General features: G+C 74.6%; 22 protein-coding genes. 12 read left to right on the forward strand and 10 right to left on the reverse strand.

The genetic code is table 11. From position 1 onward, the window contains the following. Positions 1-4 precede the first annotated feature (4 nt). Complete coding sequence (locus GA0070213_RS21335) at positions 5-970, reverse strand: NAD(P)/FAD-dependent oxidoreductase (RefSeq protein WP_091067691.1); 966 nt, start codon at positions 968-970, stop codon at positions 5-7. Positions 971-1,050: 80 nt separating this feature from the next. On the opposite strand from GA0070213_RS21335, the gene GA0070213_RS21340 reads away from it, so the two are divergent. Continuing rightward, positions 1,051-1,272 (forward strand): DUF3072 domain-containing protein, encoded by a 222-nt coding sequence (locus GA0070213_RS21340; protein ID WP_091067695.1) that lies wholly within the window; start codon positions 1,051-1,053, stop codon positions 1,270-1,272. Between the two features lie 8 nt (positions 1,273-1,280). Here GA0070213_RS21340 and GA0070213_RS21345 read toward each other — a convergent pair whose 3' ends face one another. From GA0070213_RS21345 to GA0070213_RS21355, 3 genes are read right to left on the reverse strand one after another with little or no spacing between them, the layout of a single operon-like run. Then, positions 1,281-1,781, reverse strand: a complete 501-nt coding sequence (locus GA0070213_RS21345; protein WP_091067552.1) for a metallophosphoesterase family protein — start codon at positions 1,779-1,781, stop codon at positions 1,281-1,283. A 36-nt stretch (positions 1,782-1,817) separates the two neighbouring features. Continuing rightward, positions 1,818-2,597, reverse strand: coding sequence for an SDR family oxidoreductase (locus tag GA0070213_RS21350; RefSeq protein ID WP_091067556.1), 780 nt, complete (start codon positions 2,595-2,597; stop codon positions 1,818-1,820). Continuing rightward, a complete protein-coding gene (locus GA0070213_RS21355) occupies positions 2,594-4,429 on the reverse strand; it encodes a glycoside hydrolase family 15 protein (RefSeq protein WP_091067560.1) in 1,836 nt (611 codons plus the stop codon). Before GA0070213_RS21355 ends, GA0070213_RS21350 begins: the two co-directional genes overlap by 4 nt. A gap of 111 nt (positions 4,430-4,540) precedes the next feature. On the opposite strand from GA0070213_RS21355, the gene GA0070213_RS21360 reads away from it, so the two are divergent. After that, positions 4,541-5,128, forward strand: coding sequence for a general stress protein (locus GA0070213_RS21360; RefSeq protein WP_091067698.1), 588 nt, complete (start codon positions 4,541-4,543; stop codon positions 5,126-5,128). A gap of 53 nt (positions 5,129-5,181) precedes the next feature. Here the strand turns inward: GA0070213_RS21360 and GA0070213_RS21365 are convergent, their stop codons facing one another. Continuing rightward, a complete protein-coding gene (locus tag GA0070213_RS21365; RefSeq protein WP_091067563.1) occupies positions 5,182-5,769 on the reverse strand; it encodes a DUF1684 domain-containing protein in 588 nt (195 codons plus the stop codon). A gap of 203 nt (positions 5,770-5,972) precedes the next feature. Here GA0070213_RS21365 and GA0070213_RS21370 point away from each other — a divergent pair, with 203 nt between their 5' ends. Together GA0070213_RS21370 and GA0070213_RS21375 are read left to right on the forward strand one after the other, a co-directional pair. Beyond that, positions 5,973-6,455: a MarR family winged helix-turn-helix transcriptional regulator gene (locus tag GA0070213_RS21370; protein ID WP_091067565.1), complete on the forward strand. Its 483-nt coding sequence runs from the start codon at positions 5,973-5,975 to the stop codon at positions 6,453-6,455. Positions 6,456-6,465: 10 nt separating this feature from the next. Further along, complete coding sequence (locus GA0070213_RS21375) at positions 6,466-7,452, forward strand: pirin family protein (protein WP_091067568.1); 987 nt, start codon at positions 6,466-6,468, stop codon at positions 7,450-7,452. A 49-nt stretch (positions 7,453-7,501) separates the two neighbouring features. Here GA0070213_RS21375 and GA0070213_RS32565 read toward each other — a convergent pair whose 3' ends face one another. Then, complete coding sequence (locus tag GA0070213_RS32565) at positions 7,502-7,630, reverse strand: hypothetical protein (protein WP_255292629.1); 129 nt, start codon at positions 7,628-7,630, stop codon at positions 7,502-7,504. A gap of 145 nt (positions 7,631-7,775) precedes the next feature. On the opposite strand from GA0070213_RS32565, the gene GA0070213_RS21380 reads away from it, so the two are divergent. Then, complete coding sequence (locus tag GA0070213_RS21380; RefSeq protein ID WP_091067572.1) at positions 7,776-9,365, forward strand: phospholipase D family protein; 1,590 nt, start codon at positions 7,776-7,778, stop codon at positions 9,363-9,365. Here the strand turns inward: GA0070213_RS21380 and GA0070213_RS21385 are convergent. Next, on the reverse strand, positions 9,314-10,048 hold the full coding sequence (locus GA0070213_RS21385; protein ID WP_091067576.1) for a hypothetical protein: 735 nt from the start codon (positions 10,046-10,048) through the stop codon (positions 9,314-9,316). The two genes, GA0070213_RS21380 and GA0070213_RS21385, sit on opposite strands and share 52 nt — an antisense overlap. Before the next feature lie 296 nt (positions 10,049-10,344). Here GA0070213_RS21385 and GA0070213_RS21390 point away from each other — a divergent pair, with 296 nt between their 5' ends. Together GA0070213_RS21390 and GA0070213_RS21395 are read left to right on the forward strand one after the other, a co-directional pair. Then, positions 10,345-11,169, forward strand: coding sequence for a SigB/SigF/SigG family RNA polymerase sigma factor (locus GA0070213_RS21390; protein ID WP_091067579.1), 825 nt, complete (start codon positions 10,345-10,347; stop codon positions 11,167-11,169). Between the two features lie 227 nt (positions 11,170-11,396). Continuing rightward, positions 11,397-14,075 carry an ATP-dependent RNA helicase gene (locus GA0070213_RS21395; protein WP_091067582.1) on the forward strand — a complete coding sequence of 893 codons (2,679 nt, stop codon included), beginning with the start codon at positions 11,397-11,399 and terminating at the stop codon, positions 14,073-14,075. Between the two features lie 10 nt (positions 14,076-14,085). Here the strand turns inward: GA0070213_RS21395 and GA0070213_RS21400 are convergent, their stop codons facing one another. Continuing rightward, positions 14,086-14,811, reverse strand: coding sequence for a PP2C family protein-serine/threonine phosphatase (locus tag GA0070213_RS21400; RefSeq protein ID WP_091067584.1), 726 nt, complete (start codon positions 14,809-14,811; stop codon positions 14,086-14,088). Positions 14,812-15,026: 215 nt separating this feature from the next. On the opposite strand from GA0070213_RS21400, the gene GA0070213_RS21405 reads away from it, so the two are divergent. Together GA0070213_RS21405 and GA0070213_RS21410 are read left to right on the forward strand one after the other, a co-directional pair. Further along, the gene (locus GA0070213_RS21405) at positions 15,027-17,636 is read left to right on the forward strand and encodes a glycoside hydrolase family 9 protein (protein WP_091067588.1); all 2,610 of its coding nucleotides are present in this window, start codon (positions 15,027-15,029) and stop codon (positions 17,634-17,636) included. A gap of 182 nt (positions 17,637-17,818) precedes the next feature. Next, on the forward strand, positions 17,819-18,139 hold the full coding sequence (locus tag GA0070213_RS21410) for a DMT family transporter (RefSeq protein ID WP_091067592.1): 321 nt from the start codon (positions 17,819-17,821) through the stop codon (positions 18,137-18,139). Here the strand turns inward: GA0070213_RS21410 and GA0070213_RS21415 are convergent. After that, on the reverse strand, positions 18,117-18,644 hold the full coding sequence (locus GA0070213_RS21415; protein WP_091067595.1) for a DinB family protein: 528 nt from the start codon (positions 18,642-18,644) through the stop codon (positions 18,117-18,119). The genes GA0070213_RS21410 and GA0070213_RS21415 overlap by 23 nt on opposite strands. Before the next feature lie 61 nt (positions 18,645-18,705). Then, on the reverse strand, positions 18,706-19,218 hold the full coding sequence (locus tag GA0070213_RS21420; protein WP_245716492.1) for a GNAT family N-acetyltransferase: 513 nt from the start codon (positions 19,216-19,218) through the stop codon (positions 18,706-18,708). A 61-nt stretch (positions 19,219-19,279) separates the two neighbouring features. Between GA0070213_RS21420 and GA0070213_RS21425 the strand changes: the two genes are divergently transcribed. The 3 genes from GA0070213_RS21425 to GA0070213_RS21435 all read left to right on the forward strand — a co-directional run bounded on the left by GA0070213_RS21425 (position 19,280) and on the right by GA0070213_RS21435 (position 21,930). Beyond that, positions 19,280-19,882, forward strand: coding sequence for an HAD family hydrolase (locus tag GA0070213_RS21425; protein WP_091067598.1), 603 nt, complete (start codon positions 19,280-19,282; stop codon positions 19,880-19,882). 257 nt (positions 19,883-20,139) lie between these two features. Continuing rightward, positions 20,140-21,384: an MFS transporter gene (locus GA0070213_RS21430; protein WP_091067601.1), complete on the forward strand. Its 1,245-nt coding sequence runs from the start codon at positions 20,140-20,142 to the stop codon at positions 21,382-21,384. A 12-nt stretch (positions 21,385-21,396) separates the two neighbouring features. Beyond that, a complete protein-coding gene (locus GA0070213_RS21435) occupies positions 21,397-21,930 on the forward strand; it encodes a GNAT family N-acetyltransferase (protein ID WP_091067604.1) in 534 nt (177 codons plus the stop codon). The last annotated feature ends 4 nt before the right edge of the window (positions 21,931-21,934 follow it).

Here is a 21,934-nt window from a genome sequence, read left to right on the forward strand (position 1 = left end):
CGGCTCAGACGCCGGCCAGTCGGGCGGCGAGGGCGCGGCCCAGGTCGTGGCCGGAGCGCCAGGCGCTCTGCACCCGCGGGCGGCCGAACGCGTCGCCGGCCAGGCCGATCCCGTCGTCGTCCAGGTGGTAGGTGCCGCCCTCGCCGACCATGGTCGGCCGGGCGTACGTCCAGCGGTGCACGTGGGTCGTCGCGGCCGGTTCGCTCAGGCCGAGCAGGTCCCGGACGGCCTGCTCGATCTCCGGCCGGGCCCCGGTGGGTTGGAGCAGGTGGCCGGCGGCGAACTGCGGCGTGGTGTGGGCGACCAGCACCGGGGCGCCGTCCCCGCGGCGGTCGCCGTCGTCGCAGACCAGGCTCAGCACCGGGTGGTCGTTGACGAACGCCCCCCGGAAGTCGGGCCAGCGGCGGGCCGGGAAGTGCAGCACCGCGGACAGCGTGGAAACCCACCGTTGGGCCGCCACCGCGCGGGTGGCCTCGGCCAGCGCCGGGTCCAGCAGCAGGGCGGCCTGCGGGCCGGGCATGGCGAGCACCACCGCCTCGGCCGCCCGCCCGTCCACCCGGGGCCCCGGCTCGACGGTCATGACCAGCCGGTCGTGCGTCACCGGCAGGCCTTCGGCCAGGTGCTCCACGAGTGAGCGAAGCCCGCGCGGGGCGGCCCAGCGCACCGGCCCGCGCACCTGTTCCCGCCCCCGCGGCCCGTACGCGACGAGCGAGTCGGTCCACTCCCGGGCCAGCCCGGCGGCCTGCCAGTCCGCCACCACCGCGGCGAAGTCCGGGTCGTCCACGGTGAAGTAGGCGGCGCCCAGGTCGGCGGGGCGGCCGTCGAAGCGCTTGCTGGCCATCCGCCCGCCGGTCACCCGGGCGCGCTCGCGCACCTCGACCGGGATGCCGGCCCGGGCCAGCTCGGTCGCGCACGCCACCCCGGCGATTCCCGCGCCGACCACCACCACACCCGCCCGGTCCGCTGTCATCGGTCGATCGTAGGTGCCGGCCGGCATGAACCCGTCGGCGCGGGGGTACTGGCACACCTGTTCGAGGAGAGGTGATCAGCATGGCCGACCGCGCCAACGACAACAGCAACGTGAACCCGGACGCCGCCGTCAAGGACCCGGACGACTGGGTGACCGGCGACGAGCCGCCGACCGCGGCTCAGGAGTCCTACCTGCACACCCTCGCCCAGGAGGCGGGTGAGACGGTGCCGGACGGCTTGACCAAGGCCGAGGCGTCCCGCCGCATCGACGAGCTCCAGGCGGAGACCGGCCGGGGGCGCTGAACGCGCCGTCAGCGCGGGGGCAGGCGGTGCAGCTCGACCCGGTCGAGCCGCCCCGCCGCCACCCGGGCGGTCAGGTACGTCGCGTGCGGCTGGGCCCGCCGGTCGGTGGGTGAACCGGGGTTGAGCAGCCGCAGCCCGCCGGGCGCGACGCTGTCCCACGGGATGTGCGAGTGCCCGAAGACCAGCAGGTCGGTGTCGCCGTACGCGGTGGCGCAGCGCTCCTCGCGGCGGGTCTTCGGGCCGGTCTCGTGCACCACCGCCACCCGCAGCCCGGCCAGCTCGACCCGGGCCACCTCGGGCAGCCGGGCGCGCAGGGCCGGCCCGTCGTTGTTGCCGTACACCCCGACCAGCCGGCGCGAGCGCGCCTCCAGGGCGTCCAGCAGCGGCACGTCCACCCAGTCGCCGGCGTGCAGCACGACGTCGGCGGCCTCCACCGCCGCCCACAGCGGCGGCGGCAGGTCCCGGGCCCGCTTCGGCACGTGGGTGTCCGCCATGATGACCAGCTCCACCGCGCCATCCTCCCGCACCCGGCGCGGCGGCGCCGCTCAGGCGCCCTGGCCCTGGTTCTGCATCAGGCCGCCGTCCATGAAGTAGGTCGACCCGGTCACGTAGTCGGCGTCCGCGCTGGCCAGGAAGACGGCGAGCTTGGCGATCTCGGCCGGCTCCGCGGCCCGCTTCCACGGGATGCTCTGCACCTGCTCGTGGAGGTAGTCCGGGTTGTCGATCGCCTCCTGGTTGAACGGGGTGAGCACCATGCCGGGCCCGATGTTGTTCACGTTCATCCGCATCGGGGCGACCTCCAGGGCCAGGCTCTTGGCCAACTCCAGCATGCCGCCCTTGCTGGAGTCGTAGTCCGCGCCGCCGGCCCGGGCCACCTCCTGGTGGATCGACGTGATGTTGATGATCTTGCCGCCGCCCCCGACGTCCCGGCGGTGCCGGACGAACCGCCGGCAGCAGAAGAACATGCCGTAGAGGTTGGTCCGGATGCACCGGTCCCACGTCTCGGTGTCCAGGTCGGCCACCGGGATGCCGGAGGCGTCCACCCCGGCGTCGTTCATCAGCACGTCCAGCCGGTCGAACTCGGCGAGCGCCTCGTCGAACATCGCCTCCACCTGGTGCTCGACGCTGATGTCGCCCTGCACCACCACGGCCCGCGAGCCGGCCGCCTCGATCTCGGCCCGGGTGTGGTTCGCCCCGGCGTGGTCGTGCAGGTAGTGCACCACCACGTCGGCGCCCTCCCGGCCGAACTCGATGGCGGTGGCCTGGCCGATACCCGAGTCCGAGCCCGTGATCAGGGCGGTCTTCCCCGCCAGCCGTCCGGTCATCCGGTTGCTCCCTCCGTGCGGACCGCGCCGGTCGGCACGGCCGGTCGGTCGTGCGCGAACCGCGCGGCGGCGTCGGTTATCCGGCCGGCGGTGTTGATCAGGCCGATGTGCGAGAAGGCCTGCGGAAAGTTGCCCAGCTGCTCGCCGGTGGCCTGGTCGATCTGCTCCGCGTAGAGGCCGAGGTCGTTGGTTCGGGCGGCGAGCCGCTCGAACATCCGCCGGGCCCGGTCCAGCTCACCGGCCTCGGCCAGGCAGCCGGCCAACCAGAACGAACAGATCACGAAGCCCGCCGGGTCGCCGTCCCAGCGCCGCAGCAGCCCGTCGCGGGACAGCTCCCGCTCGACCACCTCCATGGTGGCGCGCATCCGCGGGTCGTCGGCGGGCAGGAAGCCGACCAGCGGCATGATCAGCACCGAGGCGTCCAGGTCGTCGGAGTCGAACGCCCCGGTGAACGCGCCGACCCGCTCGTTCCAGCCCCGGCTGAGCACCGCCGCCCGGACCTCGTCGCGGGCGGCCGCCCAGCGGGCCACGTCGGCCGGGTCGCCGATCCGCGGGCCGAAGCGGACCGCCCGGTCCAGCGCGGTCCAGCACTGCACCTTCGACGACACGTAGTGCCGCTCGGCGTCGCGTGCCTCCCACATCCCGGAGTCGGGCCGGTGCCAGTCGCGCATCGCCTGGTCGGCGAGCGTGCCCAGCAGGTGGCGCACGTCCGGCGACATCGGGTCCAGGTAGTGCCGCATCAGCCAGGCCGCGTCGAGCACCTCGCCCAGCACGTCGTTCTGCCGCTGCCGCCAGGCGTCGTTGCCGACCAGCACCGGCCGGCTGCCGGCGTACCCGGCGAGGTGGTCGAGGTCGTGCTCGGTGAGGTCCCGCTCCCCCTCGACCCCGTACATGATCGGGGCGGGCGCGTCGCCGAGCCGGCCCATCGCCCGGGCCACCCAGGTGAACTGCCGGTCCGCCTCGTCCGGGCAGGCGGCCCGCCAGAGCGCCTGCAGGGTCAGGCTGAAGTCGCGCAGCCAGACGAACCGGTAGTCGTAGTTGCGGTCCCCGCCGAGCTGTTCCGGCAGCGCGGTGGTGGCCGCCGCGACGACCGCCCCGCTCGGCCCGTAGGTCATCCCCTGCACCACGAGCGCGCTGCGCCGGACCAGGTCGCGGTACTCACCACGGTATTCGTGCAGGTCCGCCCAGGAGCGCCAGCCGGCGACCGTGCCGGCCACCACGTCGGCGGCGTCGGGCAGCACCGGCGCGGCGCCGGCGTACGTCGGGGCGTACCCGAGGGTGAAGTGGTGGGCGCTGCCGGCGCGGGCGGTGAACCGCCCCGCGGCGGCGCCGTCGGCGAACGCCAGCGGGACGTCGCTGCGCAGCTCCAGCCGGCAGGCGCCGGCGGTGGCGCCGATCACCCCGTCGTGTTCGGTGAGATAGGCGCCGACCCGCCCGTACTCGAAGCGGGGGGCGTAGTGCACCCGCATCGGCACCTCGCCGGTGAGGCCCTGGACCACCCGGGCCAGCACCCGGGGTGAGCGCAGGCCGATGTCGTGGCCGCGCGCGCCGGGCTCCAGCGCCAGCGCGTCGGTGACGGCCACCGTCCCGGTCGCGGTGGCGAAGACGGTACGCAGCACCAGCGCGTCGTCCAGGTAGGACCGGGTGCTGGTGAACTCGCCCTCGGGGTGGATCGCCCAGTGCCCCGCGTCGTCGTCGAGCAGCCGCCCGAAGACCGACGGCCCGTCGAACCGGGCCGGGCACCACCAGTTCACCGCGCCGGCGGTGTCCACCAGGGCGGCGCTGCGCCCGTCGGCGAGGAAGCCGTGCTCGCTGATCCGTCCGGTCCGCACGGTGGTGGCTACCCGGACAGGGCGTCGCCATGCCTGGCCGGATCGGCGCCGACTGCCGCGTTACCGCTCGCCGACGACGGGAACGCGGCGGGTTGACGAAGGAGGATGCTCATGACCAGACCCTCGACTCCGACCGCGGCCTGGCGACCCGGGATGCCGGGCAGCGACAACCTCCCGTCCGGCCCGGGCGGTCGTCCGATGCCGCCGAGCGGGGACGGGCACGGGCCGCAGGCCGGCACGCCGACCGTCACGATCGGCTCGTACCCGGACTATCCGTCCGCCCAGCGCGTGGTGGACTATCTGGCCGACAACCGGTTCCCGGTGGAACGGACGTCCATCATCGGCACCGACCTCACCTTGGTGGAGACGGTGATGGGGCGGTTGACCACCGGCCGGGCGGCCCTGTTGGGCGCGGGCACCGGCGCCTGGTTCGGCCTGTTCATCGGGTTGCTCTTCGGCATCTTCACGGCCGGCAACTGGCTGGCGGTGATCCTGGTCGGCCTGGTGATCGGTGCGATCTGGGGTGCCGTGTTCGGCGCGGTCGCGCACGCGATGAGCGGCGGGCAGCGCGACTTCACCTCGGCCAGCTCGTTGCGGGCCGGCCAGTACGCGGTCACCGTGGACGCGGAACTGGCGGAACAGGCCCGGCAGATGCTCGGCCGGATGCACCTGACGCCCACCGGCGCCACCGCCCGCTGAGGCGGCCGGCGTCGACACGAGGGAGGGTCCCGCCCGGGGCCCTCCCGTCCGTGTCAGGCGTGCCAGGCCCGCTCGCCGGCGCGCAGCGGCACGTCCACCCGGTTCTCCGGCGGGGCGAGCGGGCAGGCCCACCGGTCGTCGTAGGCGCAACTGGGGTTGTAGAGGTAGTTCGCGTCCAGCCGGACCCGGTTCCCGGGCAGCACCGTCACGCCCCGACCGAAGGTGCCCTTCACCGTGTCGGTGAGGTAGCGCCCCCCGCCGTACGAGCCGTCCCCGCAGCTGGCGTCGCGCAGCGGCACGAACAGCCCACCCCCGTACGCGTCGATCCACCAGAGCGTGAGCGGCCCCCAGGGCGTCTCGGCGACCGCCACCCGGCGGTAGTCGACCACCCCGTCCGGTCCCCCGGTGTCGATGCTCAGCTCGCCCGAGGCCGGCCGCAGCGGCGCCTCGACCACTGCCGCCGGGTCGGGTGGATACCAGCGCAGCCCGGTGAAGCCGGCCCGGTCGGCCGCCGGCACCGGACTGCTCGGGTGGCTGCCGAACAGCGCGTCCCGCGCGGCGCGAAACCCACCGAGGTCGAGGTCGGACAGGTAGAGCCCGGCCACCCGCTCCCGCCAGTCCAGCACGTCGAGATCGTCCATCCCCCGACCCTAACCACCCGTCCTCCCCCACCGCCCCCACCTCGTCGATCTTGCGGTTACCGCCCCACCGACGTCGGCTTCGTCACATCACGACCAGCCTTTCGCTTCAGATTTCAACGAGGCGGCCTGCCGCATGCCATCAAGCATGAGCATCGGCCGGTAGGGGGACTTGTTTAAATTTTAAGTAGTGCTACTCTTGCGGCATGACGGAGAGCCTGGACGCGGAGCGGACGGCTTGCTGGCGCGCCTACATCGAGTCGAGCCAGCGGCTGTTCACCCAACTGGAGGACGACCTGCGCGCGGACAGCGACCTGAGCTTCGCCGACTACCACGTGCTGGTGCTGCTCTCCGAGGCGCCCGGGCAGCGGCTGCGCATGGGTGAGCTGGCCGACCGGCTGGTGTTCTCCCCGAGCCGGCTGACCTACCAGATCACCACGATGCAGAAGCGCGGCCTGGTGGCCAAGGAGTCCTGCCCGGCGGACCGACGCGGCAGCGAGGCCGTGCTCACCGCGGCCGGGCTGCTGGCCCTGCGCGAGGCCGCGCCGCACCACCGGCGCTCCGTGCGCACCCACCTGATCGACGATCTCGACGACGCCGAGGTCGCCTGCCTCACCCGGGTCTTCGAGCGGCTCGGCCGGCGCCTGCGCGCCGACCGGACCGCGTCGTCCACCCCGGCCGACAAGTAAGGAGACCGCGATGCCCGCGATCACCGTCGACGACGTCCTCGTCCTGCCCCGCCTGCCGAAGCTCGACGAGTCCACCACCTACCGCCCGGTCCGCCGGGTCACCACCGCGCCGAGCGGCTACGAGGGCGAGGGTTTCCCGGTGCGCCGGGCCTTCGCCGGGGTCTCGATGACCGATCTCGACCCGTTCATCCACCTCGACCAGATGGGCGAGGTGGACTACGCGCCGGGCGAGCCGAAGGGCACCTCGTGGCACCCGCACCGGGGCTTCGAGACGGTGACCTACATGATCGACGGGATCATGGACCACCAGGACTCGACCGGAGGCGGCGGCACCATCACCGACGGCGACACCCAGTGGATGACGGCCGGCAGCGGCCTGCTGCACATCGAGGCGCCGCCGGAGCACCTGGTGATGAGCGGTGGCCTGTTCCACGGCCTGCAGCTCTGGGTCAACCTGCCCCGGGTGGCCAAGATGAGCCCGCCGCGCTACCAGGACATCCGCGGCCGGGAGTCGGCGCTGCTGACCACGCCGGACGGCGGTGGCCTGATCCGGGTGATCGCCGGCGAGATCGCCGGTCACCCGGGTCCGGGCTCGACCCACACCCCGATCACCATCGCGCACGTGACGCTGCAGCCCGGCGCGGAGCTGAGCCTGCCCTGGCGGGCCGACTTCAACGCCCTGGTCTACGTGCTCGCCGGCCGGGGCACGGTGGGCACCGACCGGCAGCCGATCCGGCTCGGCCAGCTCGCCGTGCACGGGCCGGGCGACGCGCTGCGGATCACCGCCGACCGGGCGCAGGACGGCAACACCCCGGCGCTGGAGCTCTACCTGATGGGCGGGCAGCCGATCCGCGAGCCGGTGGCACACTACGGCCCGTTCGTGATGAACACCCGGGCCGAGCTGATCCAGGCGGTCGAGGACTTCCAGGCCGGCCGGCTCGGGGTGATCCCGAGCGGGCGGGTGCCGCACAGCGACGGCCAGGGCGACCGCCCCTGACCCGGTGCGGACGCGCGGGCGCTCCGGTTCGCCGGGGCGCCCGGGCGGCTCAGGAGACGGCGAAGATCCCGGCCACCCCGAGGATCACCATCAACAGGACCGCCACCAGCGCACCCCGCTCCCCCTCCACCGCCTGGTCGCGGTCGTCGGTCACGGTGTTCGTCGTCTCGGCGGGCATGTCGGTGCCTCCTTGAGTTTCGCGGTCCAGGGGTCCGGGGTACCCCAGGCACGTCCCACCGCCGCCGACCTGCTGTGTCGTGGTGCGGGGCCCGACCGGGGGTCCTACCGTGTGAGGACGTCGTCGACCTCGGGAGGATGGAAACGTGACCTTGCGGGACTGGTTTCTCACCGCACAGGAACGCGCCAACCCGGGGTCTGAGTTACCCGTCTGGACCGATGGAAACCTCGTCGAGCCGCTGATTCACGGCAGCGCGTACTTTGACCGGCTGGTCAGCGAGGTGGAGGCGCTGCGCGCCGGTGACCACCTGTTCTTCACCGACTGGCGGGGCGACCCGGACGAGCTGATGCGCCCGGACGGGCCGACGGTGGCCCAACTCTTCGCGCGGGCCGCCCAGCGCGGGGTGATCGTCAAGGGGCTGCTCTGGCGCTCCCACCTCGACACCCTCTCCTACAGCGAGGCGGAGAACCGCGACCTCAGCGAGACGCTCCGCGCGGCCGGCGGTGAGGTGCTGATGGACCAGCGGGTCCGGCGCGGCGGCTCGCACCACCAGAAGCTGGTGGTGCTGCGCCACCCCGACGATCCGAGCCGGGACGTCGCGTTCGCCGGCGGCATCGACCTGTGTCACAGCCGCCGCGACGACGCCAGCCACGCCGGCGATCCGCAGCCGGTGGGCATGTCCCCCAAGTACGGCCCGAACCCGCCCTGGCACGACGTGCAGCTCGCGCTGCGTGGCCCGGTGGTCGGCGCGCTCGACACCACGTTCCGTGAGCGGTGGACCGACCCGATGCCGCTGGACTCGGAGAACCCGCTGGCCTACCTGCGGGACCGGCTGCGCGGCTCGGACCTCACGCCGGACCCGCTGCCCAAGCAGCCGGCCGACCCGCCGCCGCTCGGCCCGCACCACGTGCAGGTGCTGCGCACCTACCCGGCGGTCCGCCCGCGCTACTCCTTCGCCCCGGACGGCGAGCGCACCGTGGCCCGCGGCTACACCAAGGCGGTCCGCCGGGCCCGGCGGCTGATCTACCTGGAGGACCAGTACCTCTGGTCCACCGAGGTGGCCGAGCTGTTCGCCCAGGCGCTGCGCGAGCACCCGGAGCTGCACCTGGTGGCGGTGGTGCCCCGGCACCCGGACGTGGACGGCAAGCTGGCGCTGCCGCCGAACATGGTGGGCCGGGAGCAGGCGCTCTCGCTCTGCCGCCGGGCCGCGCCGGACCGGGTGCACGTGTTCGACGTGGAGAACCACGAGGGCACCCCGGTCTACGTGCACGCCAAGGCCTGCGTGGTCGACGACGTCTGGGCCAGCGTAGGCAGCGACAACTTCAACCGCCGGTCCTGGACCCACGACAGCGAACTGTCCTGCGCCGTCCTGGACGACACCCGCGACGAGCGGGCCCCCACCGACCCCGCCGGGCTGGGCGACGGCGCCCGCGCCTTCGCCCGGGACCTGCGGTTGCGGCTGTGGCGCGAGCACCTGGACCGCGACCCGGACGGCACGCAGGACGACGACCTGCTGGACCCGGCGGACGCGGTGGCGGCGATCGACGCGGCGGCGGAGGAACTGGACCGCTGGCACGCCGGCGGCCGCGTCGGTCCCCGGCCGCCCGGCCGGTTGCGGCCGCACCGGCCCGAGCGACTGCCCTGGCGTACGCGGGTCTGGGCGCTGCCGGCGTACCGGCTGGTCTACGACCCGGACGGCAGGCCGCTGCGGGCCCGGCGCGCCGGCACCTGGTGAACCGGCACCGGCTCGTCCAGCGGGCTCGGGCGGGCCGGGTACGCGAAGGAGACCCGCGGTGAGTAGAACCCCCAGCACACGTGCAGCGGGTTCGCCGGGCGCAGCGCGTAGACCGGGTGCTCGGGCGCCAGGAACTCCACCGACTCCACCTCGAACGGCGAGACCGGCTCGGCCACGTACGGATAGTCGGTGACGATCAGTTCCCCGTCGCGGCGGGTGAGGTAGCGGTGGTGGCCGCTGTGCGCCTCGGTGCCGGTGTGCCCGACCCGGGCGGTGACCCGGATCAGCGGCCGACCGTCGGCCCAGGTCTCGGCGGTGAGACGCCCGCCCCGCAGCTCGATCTGGGTGACCCCCTCCTGGGCCGGGGCGCCGCGCGCGGCGGCGTACTGCCGGACCCGGGTGCTGGACGCCAGGTAGTGCGTCCACCACCCACCCGGGGTCTCCCGGTCCGGTGGCTCCATGCCCGCCAGTGAGACACCCAGGTAGGTCAGCGAGTAGGCGCCGAAGCCGGAGGTCTGCGTCTCGTCGTCGACCACGTACTGGTTGAGGAAGACCTGCCGCTCCGGGTGCGGCCGGAGGGCGGCGGGAACCAGCGCCTCGGCCGCGTCGGGGTCCGCCGGGAGCCAGCTGAACAGCAGCGTCCGGGCGTTGATGACGAGTTGCGGCGCGGCGGGATCCAGCACGGTGCCTCCGTAGTGTCCCTAGGGACGCTACGGGCGGTCTCGTCGGCGGGACAACGACAGAAAGACGACAGTGTCCCCCTTACTGTCGGGTTCTTCCTTGACCGATCGGCGGACACTCCACGCCGGCTTTGCCCCGATCCGGAACTTTCCTACCCCGATACACCTTAAGTACATCGTACTTTCGGCTGGATTTTTGTTGGCCAATCAGGCTACGGTTGCTCCCGAACGGACCAGTTAAACCTAAACCACAGCGTCTCTTCTTTTTTCTCCGCGGACGAGGTGCAGGGAGGACCACCATGACCGCCCACACGACGAGCGCCCCGGCGACAACCCGGCCGGCCGGCTCCGCGAAGCTCGACCCCCGCTCGCTCACCGACAGCGCCGCCAACCTGCTCGACGCGATGGCCGCGCTGCCGGCGAACCACCCCTCGCGGGCCGCCCTGCGCGACCGCGCCATCGAGGCCTGGCTGCCGCTGGCCAACCACCTCGCCCACCGTTACAGCGGTCGCGGCGAGCCCAACGACGACCTGGTGCAGACCGCCGCGATCGGCCTGATCAAGGCGATCGACAAGTTCGACCCGTCCCGCGGCGTCGACTTCGCCGGCTACGCCATCCCGACCATCATCGGCGAGCTCAAGCGACACTTCCGCGACCGCACCTGGGACATCCGGGTGCCGCGCCGGCTCCAGGAGCTGCGCCTGGCGATCTCCGACGCCAACAGCACCCTGCTCCAGACGCTCGGCCGCTCGCCGACGGTCGCCGACATCGCCGCCCACCTCAAGGTCACCGAGGAAGAGGTGCTGGAGGGCCTGGAGGGTGCCCGCGCCTACAACGCGGTGTCGCTGTCCACCCCGACCGGGGACGGTGAGCGCGCCACCGAGCTGGGCGACCTGCTCGGCGGCGAGGACGGCGAGTTCGAGCTGGCCGAGATGCGGGTCGCCCTCGGCCCGGCGCTCGCCACGCTCGACCAGCGCGAGCAGCGGATCCTCACGCTGCGCTTCTACGGCAACCTGACCCAGTCGCAGATCGCCGAGCAGATCGGCGTCTCGCAGATGCACGTGTCCCGGCTGCTGGCCCGGGCGCTGACCAAGCTGCGCGGTCAGCTCGACGGAACGTACTAGGGGTAGGCCGAAGGGCCCGGGCGGCGATGCGCCGCCCGGGCCCTTCCGCGCGCACGGAGGAAAGGCGGGGCCCCCGCTTAACGCGGCCAGGCCCGTCGGCGGGCTTCCGCGAAGCCGATGAGGCAGCCGCCGCGCCGGAGGCGGGTGTTAACAAGGGGCCCCGCCTCTACCGGAAGCGTTAAAAGGGGGCCCGGCCTTGCGTCCGGGGCGGGTGCGAGAGTGGGGGCGTGCTCGCTGACGTCTCCCTCGACCTGCCGGTCCGGCCGGTGCTGCCCACGCTGGTCGCCGCGCTGCGGCAGCGAGGCGTCGGCGTGCTGGTGGCGCCGCCCGGGACCGGCAAGACCACCACCGCGCCGCTCGCCGTCGCCGACGCGGTCGCCGGGCGGGTGGTGATCGCCCAGCCCCGGCGGGTGGCCGCCCGCGCCGCCGCGCACCGGATGGCCGCCCTGCTCGGTGAACGGGTCGGGGAACGGATCGGCTACGCGGTGCGCGGCGAGCGGCGCGGCGGGCCGCGTACCCGGGTCGAGGTGGTCACCACCGGTCTGCTGGTACGCCGGCTGCACCACGACCCGGAGCTGCCCGGGGTGGGCGCGATCCTGCTCGACGAGTGCCACGAGCGGCAGCTCGACGCCGATCTGGCACTGGCGTTCAGTGTGGAGGCCCGCGCCACCCTGCGTCCCGACCTCTGGCTGCTCGCGATGTCGGCGACCCCGCAGGCGGACCGGTTCGCCGCGCTGCTCGGCGGCGACGAGCCCGCGCCGATCGTGCGGGCCGAGGCCGCCCTGCACCCGGTCGAGCGGGTGTGGGCGCCGCCACCGCGCCCGGTCGTCCCGGCGGGCGGCGGCCGGGTGGACCCGGCGCTGCTGGACCACGTGGCCGCCACGGTCCGCCGGGCGCTGCGCGAACGCGCCGGCGACGTGCTGGTCTTCCTGCCCGGTGCCGGTGAGATCGCGGCTGTCGCCGGGCGGCTGGCGGACCTGCGCGACACCGTCGCGGTGCTGCCGCTGCACGGTCGGCTCTCCGCGACCGCCCAGGACGCCGCGCTGGCCGCGAGCGGAGCGCCTGCCACCGACGCGGGAACCGGCAGCCCGCAAGCCGGCGGGGTCGGGACCCGGCGGCGGGTCGTGCTCGCCACCGCGGTGGCGGAGAGCAGCCTGACCGTGCCCGGGGTACGGGTGGTGGTGGACGCCGGGCTGAGCCGGGTTCCGCGTACCGACCTGGCCCGCGGACTGGGCGCGCTGGTCACCGTGCCGGTGTCCCGGGCGGCGGCGACCCAGCGGGCCGGCCGGGCCGGGCGGGAGGCGCCGGGCACGGTGTACCGCTGCTGGTCGGAGGCATCACACGCCCGGCTCGCCGGGCAGCCCGAGCCGGAGATCGCCACCGCCGACCTGACCGGGTTCGCGCTGGAGTTGGCCACCTGGGGCGTACCCGACGGCACCGGCCTGGCCCTGCCCGACCCGCCGCCCACGGCCGCGCTGACCGTCGCCCGGGAGACGCTGACCACGCTCGGCGCGGTCGACGCCGACGGCCGGGTCACCGCGCGGGGCCGCGCGATCGCGGCGGTCGGTGCCCATCCCCGGCTGGCCCGGGCGCTTCTCGACGGCGCGTCGCGGGTGGGCGTGGACCGGGCCGCCGAGGTGGTGGCGATGCTCGCCGAGGAGACGCTGGGCGGCGCCGGGGACGACCTGCCGGCCCGGTGGCGGCGGCTGCGCGCCGCCACCGACCCGGCCGCCACCGGGCGCTGGCGTGCCGAGGTACGCCGCCTGCGCGCGGCCCTGCCCGCCGACGACCGACCGCAGCGGACCGCCGACCAGCCGGAGCAGCCCGCCGGGACGGCCGACGGCCGACCGCAGCCCGCCACCGGGAGGACCGGCGGTCGGCGCGGACGAGGTGCGGACGAGGCCGGCGGTGGGCCGGGGCGGCTGCCCGACGATCTGGCCGCGGGGCTGCTGGCCGGGTTGGCGTACCCGGAACGGCTGGCCCGGGTGCGGCGGGCCGGCGGGTCGGCGTACCTCATGGCGGGCGGGACCGAGGCGGAGCTGGCGGCCGGGTCGGGGCTGGTCGGGTCGACGTGGCTGGCCGTCGCGGTGGCCGACCGCTCCCCGGGCGCGCCGGCCGCCCGGGTGCGGCTGGCCGCGCCGGTCGACGAGGCCACCGCGCGCGAGGCCGGCGCGGCGCTGCTGCGTGACGGGCGGGAGGTGGCCTGGTCCGGCGGGGACGTGGTGGCCCGGGAGGTGGTCCGCCTCGGCGCCGTCGTGCTTCTCGACCGGCCGCTCGCCGCGCCGGACCGGGAGCTGGTCGCCGCGGCGGTGCTCGACGGGCTGCGGCAGGAGGGTACGGGGCTGCTGCGCTGGACGCCGGAGGCGACCGCGCTGCGCCGCCGGCTGGCCTTCTGCCGGCAGGCGCTCGGCGACGACTGGCCGGACGTGTCCGACCCCGCGCTGCTCGACGCCGCGCCCGGCTGGCTCGGCCCGGAGCTGGGTCGGGCCCGCCGCCGGGCCGACCTGGCCCGGGTGGACGTGGCCTCGGCGTTGCGCCGGCTGCTCGACTGGCGGCAGGCGGCGCGGCTCGACGAGTTGGCGCCGGAGCGGCTGGCGGTGCCGAGCGGCTCACGGGTCCGGGTGGACTACGGCGACCCGGCGGCCCCGGTGCTCGCGGTGAAGCTCCAGGAGACGTTCGGCTGGCGGGACGTGCCGCGGATCGCCGACGGGCGGGTGCCGGTGCTGCTGCACCTGCTCTCCCCCGCCGGGCGACCGGTGGCGGTCACCGCCGACCTGGCGTCGTTCTGGCGCGGTGGCTACCCGCAGGTGCGGGCGGAGCTGCGCGGGCGCTACCCGCGTCACCCGTGGCCGGAGGACCCGACCACGGCCGAGCCGACGCGCCGGGCCAGCCCGCGGCGACGCTGAGCCGCGCGGCTCACTCGTCGACGACGTCGGCGATGACGACGGTGACGTTGTCCGGGCCGCCGGCCCGCAGCGCGAGGTCGATGAGCCGGGCCGCGCAGGCGTCCCGTTCCAGGCGCTCGCCGAGCACCTCGGTGAGGGTGTCGGCGCGGACCACGTTGGAGAGGCCGTCGCTGCACAGCAGCCAGCGGTCGCCGGCCCGGGGCACCATGGTCGCGTACGCCGGCGACACCTGGTCGCCCTGCAACGCCTGGGTGACCACGGCCCGGCGGGGGTGGCTGCTCGCCTGGTCGGGGGTGATGAGGCCCTGGTCGACGAGCATCTGGACGAAGGTGTCGTCGCGGGTGACCTGCTTGAGCACGCCCTCGCGGAACAGGTAGGCGCGGGAGTCGCCGACGTGCGCCAGCGCCAGGCAACTGCCGGTGCGGGCGAACAGCAGCGCGGTCAGCGTGGTGCCCATGCCCTGGCGCTCCGGGTCCTCCTCGACCGCCTGGCGGATCCCCACGGTGGCCCGCTCGATGGCCCCCTGCAACGCGGCGACCAGGGCGTCCTCCGGCGTCTCCACGTCCAGCGGGGCGATCGCGTCGATCGCGATGCGGCTGGCCAGGTCGCCGGCCGCCATGCCGCCCATGCCGTCGGCGACCGCGACCAGCCAGGGGCCGGCGTGCTGCGCGTCCTGGTTGCCGCTGCGGATCAGCCCACGGTCGCTCGCTCCGACGGAACGAAGCTTCAGGGTCATGGGACGCAGCCTGCCAGGTCGGGGACTCGGTTGTCTCTAGGAGATCACCATCATCGTACGTGGCGCGCGGAATCCCCCTGCGCACGGGCGCGGGAGCGCCATCGGACCGGATCGATTGACAGCGGCGGAACGCGGTGGAAACATCGGCCTGATATTGGGAGCGCTCCCAGCTCCCGGTGCTGCCTCCACCTCCCCCGAGCACGGAAGGAACCTCCGTGACCCGATCCCGTCGTCGGCTGGTCGCGCTCACCGCGACCGCCGCGCTGGCCCTCACCGGTCTGACCGCCGGTCCGGCCCTTGCCGAAGTACCCCCGGACGCCCCCGAGCAACTGCGCAACGGCGACTTCAGCGCCGGTGTCTCCCCCTGGTTCTCCTACGGCACCGGCGAGCTGGCCGTCACCGACGGCCGGCTCTGCACCACGGTCGCCGCCGGCACCGCGAACCCGTGGGACGCCGGCATCGGCCAGGACGCCGTGCCGCTGATCTCCGGCGCCGAGTACGAGCTGTCCTTCGACGTCTCCGCCACCCCCGGCGCGGCCCTCAAGGCGGTCCTCCAGCTCGGCAGCGCCCCCTACACGACGTACGCGAGCGTCGACGCCACCGCCACCACCGCCGCGAAGCACGTCACCACCACCTTCACCGCGCCGGCCGACAACGCCGGCGCCCAACTGATCTTCCAGGTCGGTGGCAGCGCCCAGGCGCAGACGTTCTGCCTCGACAACGTCTCGCTGCGCGGCGGCGAGGCGGCCCCGCCGTACGAGCCGGACACCGGGCCCCGGGTCCGGGTCAACCAGGTCGGCTACCTGCCCGGCGGGCCGAAGCACGCCACCGTCGTCACCGACGCCACCGAGGCGCTGCGCTGGCAGCTGAAGTCGGCCGCCGGGGCCGTGGTGGCCAGCGGCGAGACCGCGCCGCGCGGGGTCGACGACGCCTCGGCGCAGAACGTGCAGACCGTCGACTTCTCCGCCTACCGCACGCCCGGCGCCGGCTACACGCTGACCGTCGACGGCGAGACCAGCCACCCGTTCGACATCTCCGGCACGCTCTACGACCGGCTGCGCGCCGACTCGATGCAGTTCTTCTACGCCCAGCGCAGCGGCATCGCGATCGACGGCGACCTGATCGGCGACGAGTACGCCCGCCCCGCCGGCCACCTCGACGTCGCCCCCAACAAGGGCGACACCGACGTGCCCTGCCAGCCCGGCGTCTGCGACTACAAGCTGGACGTACGCGGCGGCTGGTACGACGCCGGCGACCACGGCAAGTACGTGGTCAACGGCGGCATCGCCACCTACCAGCTGCTGAACGCGTTCGAGCGGACCAAGACCGCGGAGACCGCCGACGGCGGCACGGCCCTCGGCGACGCCACGCTGCGGGTGCCCGAGCGCGGCAACGCCGTCCCGGACGTCCTCGACGAGGCCCGCTGGGAGCTGGACTTCCTGATGCGCATGCAGGTGCCGGCCGGCAAGCCGCTGGCCGGGATGGTCCACCACAAGATCCACGACCAGAACTGGACCGGCCTCCCGCTCGCCCCGCAGGACGACCCGCAGCCGCGCGAGCTGCACCCGCCGTCCACCGCCGCCACGCTCAACCTGGCCGCCGTCGCCGCCCAGTGCGCGCGGCTGTTCGCCCCGTACGACGCCGCGTACGCGGCCCGCTGCGGCACGGCCGCGAAGACCGCGTACGCGGCGGCCAAGGCGCACCCGGCGATCTACGCCTCGGCCAGCGACGGCACCGGCGGCGGCGCGTACGACGACACCGACGTCCGCGACGAGTTCTACTGGGCGGCGGCCGAGCTGTGGCTGAGCACCGGCGACAAGGCCTACCTGGCCGACGTCACCGGCTCGCCGCTGCACACCGCCGACGTGTTCACCGCGAACGGCGCGTTCAGCTGGCAGAGCGTCGCCGCGCTGGGCCGGCTCGACCTGGCCACCGTGCCGAACACGCTGCCGGCGGCGGAGAAGACCCGCATCCGCGCCTCGGTCACCGCCGGCGCGGACCGCTATCTGGCCACCGTCGCCGACCAGGCGTACGGGCTGCCGCTGCCCGGCACCGCCGACGCGTACGTCTGGGGCAGCAACAGCAACGTGGTGAACAACGCGATCGTGCTGGCCACCGCGTTCGACCTGAGCCGGGACGCGAAGTACCGCGACGGCGCCGTGCAGAGCGCCGACTACCTGTTCGGGCGCAACGCGCTGAACATGTCCTACGTGACCGGTTGGGGCGAGCAGAACGCGCACAACCAGCACAGCCGGATCTTCGGCAACCAGTTGGACCCGGCCCTGCCGAACCCGCCGGCCGGTTCGCTCGCCGGCGGCCCGAACGCCGCGCTCCAGGACCCGTACGCGGCGAACCTGCTGGCCGGCTGCGCGCCGATGTTCTGCTACGTCGACAACATCAACTCGTACGCGACCAACGAGGTGGCGATCAACTGGAACTCGGCGCTGGCCTGGCTCGCCTCGTTCCTGGCCGACCAGGGTGACGCGGCGGCCGTGCCGGCACCCACCTGCGCGGTCTCCTACACCACCCACGGGAGCTGGCCGACCGGCTTCACCACCCAGGTGACGGTGCGCAACACCGGCACGAAGGCGGTGAACGGGTGGAGCCTGCGCTGGGCGTTCCTCGCCGACCAGAAGGTGAGCCACGCCTGGTCGGCGCAGGTCGCCCAGGCCGGCGCCACGGTGACCGCGAAGAACCTGCCGTGGAACGCGAAGCTCGCCCCCGGCGCGTCCACCACGTTCGGCCTGAACGGCACCGGTTCCACCGCCCCCAACCCCGACCCCACCCTGATCACCCTGAACGGAAAGTCCTGCACGGTCTCCTGACCGGTCTCTGACGACCGTTCCGTCGATCATGGAGTTGTGGCGCCCAGGTTGTCGCCTTAGCGGCTTCCGTCCGGTGCCACAACTCCATGATCGGCGAATCCACCGCGCGCTACGAGGACCGCGGCGGCGCCACCCTCCGGGAGCCCGCCTGCAACTGACCGGACCCCGGGTACGGTCCGCAGATGGCGTATCTGCTCCTTGCCCTCGCGATCACGGCCGAGGTGATCGGCACCAGCCTGCTCAAGGCGAGCGACGGCTTCACCCGGCTCTGGCCGACGGTCGGCCTGGTGGCGTGTTACCTCGCCGCGTTCGGGCTGCTCGCTCTCGTGGTGCGGGACGTCCCGGTCGGAGTCGCGTACGCGATCTGGTCCGGGCTGGGCACCGCCGCCATCATGGCGGTCGGCGCGGCGTTCCTGGGCGAGCCGCTGAGCGTGACGAAGGTGGTCGGGGCCGGTCTGGTCATCGCCGGCGTGGTGGTCCTCAACCTCGGTGGAGCACACTGAGCAGCCGGAGCTGACCGATCTCGGCGGCGTTCTTCATCAGCTCGGCGTTGACCCAGCCGGCCAGGTGCTCGACCGTGAGGCCGGCGTCTGCCGGCCAGGGAAACGCGACCGGCCGCGCCCGGTCGACCCCGGTGAGATGGTCGAGGCCGACCGTCCACTCCGTGCGCAGGCTCCGCAGCCAGGAGATCGTCTCCTCGCCCGGACCCGGCCACCCGACGTCCGCGCGCCGACGTGGCGGCCGTTGCCGGACGTGGTCGACGGCGACCGACCACCACCAACCGATGTGCCAGGTGAGCCACGCGATCGTGGGCGCGGGCACCGGATCCGGCTCGGCGTCGGCCCAGTCCGGCCGCCAGGTGCCGTCCGCGTCGCGGCGCATCGTCCAGCAGCACTCGGCCGGCTCCCAGAGGAAGTCGGCCGGTTCCAGCCGGTCGAGGTGATACTCGAACAACGACCAGGTCAGGTCGAACTGCCAACGCGTCGGAACAGCGGCGGGGACGGACATCCGGCGAGCCTGGCACGGCACACGTCACCGGTCGACCGGTTAACCGCTGCCGGCGGGCGGGTCAGTCGACCGGCCGGCGCATCGCCACCCGGTCGGCCGGGTCGAGCCCGAGCGCCGCCTCGGCCGCGAGCAACCCGGTCAGCCCCGGGGTCAGCTCGGCTTCGGCCAGCTCGCGGAAGCCGCAGCGCGCGTAGTACGGCCCGTTCCACGGCACCGACCGGAACGTGGTCAGCGTCAACGCCGGCAGCCTCTCCCCCGCCGCCCACCGCGCCACCTCGTCGAGCAGCCCCCGGCCGATGCCGCGCCGCGCGTACGCCGGGTCGACGCTGAGCTGCTGCACGTGCGCGGCTCCGTCGACGAGGTCGACGAGCACGAACCCGATCGGGCGGTCGGCCGGGTCGACCGCGACCCGCAGCCGACCGGCGCGCTGCCCGGCGGCCAGCGCGTCCCGGGGCAGCGGCGGCATGTCGGCCACCAGGTGCATGCCGATCTCCCGGAACGGGGCGCCGGAGGCCACCTCGATCCGCTGCACGTCGGCCAACTCGTCGACCCGGGCGGTTCTGCTGCGCTCCACGACGCCGACCCTGGCAGAGCGGGCGGGCCGGGGCGAGCGGATTTCGGCGTACCCTGCACCGGTGACCCTCCCGCTGCCGGCCGGCGACTTCCGCGCGTACCTGTTCGACTGCGACGGCACGATCGTCGACTCGATGCCCGTGCACCACCGGGCCTGGCGCGCGGCGCTGGCGGAGTGGGGCTGCGAGTTCCCGGAGGACCTGTTCTACGCCTGGGGCGGCCGGCCCGTCGCCGACATCGTCGTCGACCTCAACCGGCGGCACGGGCTGGCCATGCCGGTCGAGGCGGTGGCCCGCCGCCGGGAGGAGCTGTTCCAGCGGCTGCTGCCGGGGGTGACGGCCGTGCCCGAGGTGCTGGCTCACCTCGAGCGCGCGCACGGGCGGCTGCCGTTCGCTGTCGTCTCCGGCAGCACCCGGGAGTCGGTGACCGCCTCGCTCACCGCGCTGGGCCTGCTCGACCGGTTCGACACGATGGTCTGCGCCGAGGACTGCACGCGTCCCAAGCCCGACCCGGAGGGCTACCTGCTGGCCGCCCGGCGGCTCGGCGTCGAGCCGGCCGGCTGCCTCGTCTTCGAGGACACCGATCTCGGCGTGGCGGCCGCGACGGCGGCCGGCATGGCGTCGGTCCGGGTGCCGCACCCCCGGGAGCGCGCGGCCACCCGTTGACCGTGCGGGATCAACGCCACCATCCGAGATCTTGGCAAGCAATGGCCCCCGCGTCCTGGGCGGCCCCACCACCCCGCAGGTGAGCCGCGACGACCGGTGTGACCGGTGTCGCCCGTTTCGGGGCGTCGACGAGACCGGCTCACACCTAGCGTCGGTGCCATGACCGTCAATGAGGACGTCGCCGGCGATCCAGCCGCCGTGCGAGGCGCTGACGCACGAATGACCGAGGTCTACGCGGCCGTGCCGGCCCGGAGCGGATGAGGTTCGCCCCGCCGTCCGGGCCGCTGCGAACCCTGGCGCTCGCCACCGTGGCCAACACCGTCGGCACCGGGCTGTGGCTGGCCGGCGGCGCGCTCTACCTGACCCGCGACGTCGGCCTCTCCCCCACCTCGGTGGGCGCCGGACTGACCGTCGCCGGCCTGGTCGGGCTGACCGCCAGCGTGCCGCTGGGCGGGCTGGCGGACCGGTGGGACCCGCGCACGCTGCGCGCCGCCCTCCAGGTGGGTCAGGCGCTCGTCGCGGCGGCGTACCTGCTCGTCGACTCGCTCGCGACGTTCCTGGTGGTGGCGGTGCCGGAGGCGCTGCTGGCCGCCGGCAACCTGGCGGTACGGGCGGCGCTGGTCGCCGCGGTGGGCGGCCCGAGCGGCCGGGTGCACGCGTTCGCCACCCTGCGCGCGGTGGCCAACCTGGGCATCAGCGCCGGCACCGCGCTGGCCGGGTTCGCGCTGGCGCTGGACACCCATCGGGCGTACCAGATGCTCGTGGTCGGGAACGCGGCCACCTATCTGCTCTCGGCGGCGCTGCTGCTGCGGCTGCCGGCGCAGGCGCCCGGCGGTGCGCCGCGGCGCGCCGGCGTGGCGCGGCGGGGCGGGCCGCTGCGGGACGGCTGGTTCCTGGCGGTGAGCGGCGCGTCGGCGGTGCTCGGCACGCATGTGACGGTGCTCGTGCTGGTGGTGCCGCTGTGGACGGTCGGCCGCACCGGCGCGCCGCCGCCGGTGGTGTCCGCGGTGCTGCTCGTCAACACGGTCCTCACCGTGCTGCTGGCGGTGCGGCTGAGCCGGGGCGCGGACACCGCCGCCCCGGCCGCCCGCAAGCTGCGCCGCGCCGGGCTGGTGCTGGCTGCCGCGTGCCCGCTGTACGCGGTGACCGCCGGCCTGCCGGTGCTCCCGGCGGTGGCGCTGCTGCTGGTGGCCACGGCGGTGTGGACGGTGGGCGACCTGTGGCACGGCACGGCCGGAGCGGGGCTGGCCTACGATCTGGCCCCGCCCGGGGCGATCGGCGCCTACCAGGGGGCGGACGGTCTGCTCGCCGGGCTGGCCCAGGCGCTCGGTCGAGGCCTGCTCACGCTGCTGGTGCTGGGCGGGGGCGGGGTGGGTTGGCTGGTGCTCGGCGGGCTGTACGCCGCCGTCGGGTTGGCCGCCCCGGCGCTGGCCCGCCGGGCGGTGGCGAGCCGACCGGCACCGGAGCCGACCGGCGCCGGGCAGCCGGTCGCACCCGGATAGCAGGATGACGGCATGACCGAACGGGGAAGCATCACCATCCGGCCGGGCGGGCCGGCGGACGCGCCGATCGTGCTGCGGCTGTTCGACAGCGCCATCGCCTGGCTGGCCGAACGCGGCCGGACCGAGCAGTGGGGCACCGATCCGGCCTCGACCGACGAGCGCCGCGTCGCCCAGGCCGAGGGCTACGCCACCGGCGGCGACCTGTGGTTCGCCGAGATCGACGGCTCGGCCGTCGGCGCGCTCGTGGTCGGCGCGGCGACGGAGTACGTGCCGCCGGCCACCGAGCCGGAGCTGTACGTCAACCTGCTGGTCACCGACCGGGCGTACGCGGGCCGCGGGATCGGCGCGCGGCTGCTGGCACACGCGGCGGAGCTGGCCCGCGAGCGTGGTGTGGGCCTGCTGCGGGTGGACTGCTTCCGCAGCCCCGACCGGGCGCTGGTGCGCTTCTACGAGGGCTGCGGCTTCACCGCCACCGACCCGTTCACGGTGACCCGGCCGGGTCGGCCGCCGTGGCCGGGGCAGGTGCTGGCCCGCCGGCTCGACTGAGCGC

The sequence above is a fragment of the Micromonospora humi genome, from assembly GCF_900090105.1.
GTDB classification, from domain to species: domain Bacteria; phylum Actinomycetota; class Actinomycetes; order Mycobacteriales; family Micromonosporaceae; genus Micromonospora; species Micromonospora humi.

Coding starts and splice junctions, on each gene's coding strand:
- GA0070213_RS21335 (WP_091067691.1), bottom strand. CDS start 970: ATGACAGCGGACCGGGCGGGTGTGGTGGTGGTCGGCGCGGGAATCGCC.
- GA0070213_RS21340 (WP_091067695.1), top strand. CDS start 1,051: ATGGCCGACCGCGCCAACGACAACAGCAACGTGAACCCGGACGCCGCC.
- GA0070213_RS21350 (WP_091067556.1), bottom strand. CDS start 2,597: ATGACCGGACGGCTGGCGGGGAAGACCGCCCTGATCACGGGCTCGGAC.
- GA0070213_RS21360 (WP_091067698.1), top strand. CDS start 4,541: ATGACCAGACCCTCGACTCCGACCGCGGCCTGGCGACCCGGGATGCCG.
- GA0070213_RS21365 (WP_091067563.1), bottom strand. CDS start 5,769: ATGGACGATCTCGACGTGCTGGACTGGCGGGAGCGGGTGGCCGGGCTC.
- GA0070213_RS21370 (WP_091067565.1), top strand. CDS start 5,973: ATGACGGAGAGCCTGGACGCGGAGCGGACGGCTTGCTGGCGCGCCTAC.
- GA0070213_RS21375 (WP_091067568.1), top strand. CDS start 6,466: ATGCCCGCGATCACCGTCGACGACGTCCTCGTCCTGCCCCGCCTGCCG.
- GA0070213_RS32565 (WP_255292629.1), bottom strand. CDS start 7,630: ATGCCCGCCGAGACGACGAACACCGTGACCGACGACCGCGACCAGGCG.
- GA0070213_RS21390 (WP_091067579.1), top strand. CDS start 10,345: ATGACCGCCCACACGACGAGCGCCCCGGCGACAACCCGGCCGGCCGGC.
- GA0070213_RS21400 (WP_091067584.1), bottom strand. CDS start 14,811: ATGACCCTGAAGCTTCGTTCCGTCGGAGCGAGCGACCGTGGGCTGATC.
- GA0070213_RS21410 (WP_091067592.1), top strand. CDS start 17,819: ATGGCGTATCTGCTCCTTGCCCTCGCGATCACGGCCGAGGTGATCGGC.
- GA0070213_RS21415 (WP_091067595.1), bottom strand. CDS start 18,644: ATGTCCGTCCCCGCCGCTGTTCCGACGCGTTGGCAGTTCGACCTGACC.
- GA0070213_RS21430 (WP_091067601.1), top strand. CDS start 20,140: ATGAGGTTCGCCCCGCCGTCCGGGCCGCTGCGAACCCTGGCGCTCGCC.
- GA0070213_RS21435 (WP_091067604.1), top strand. CDS start 21,397: ATGACCGAACGGGGAAGCATCACCATCCGGCCGGGCGGGCCGGCGGAC.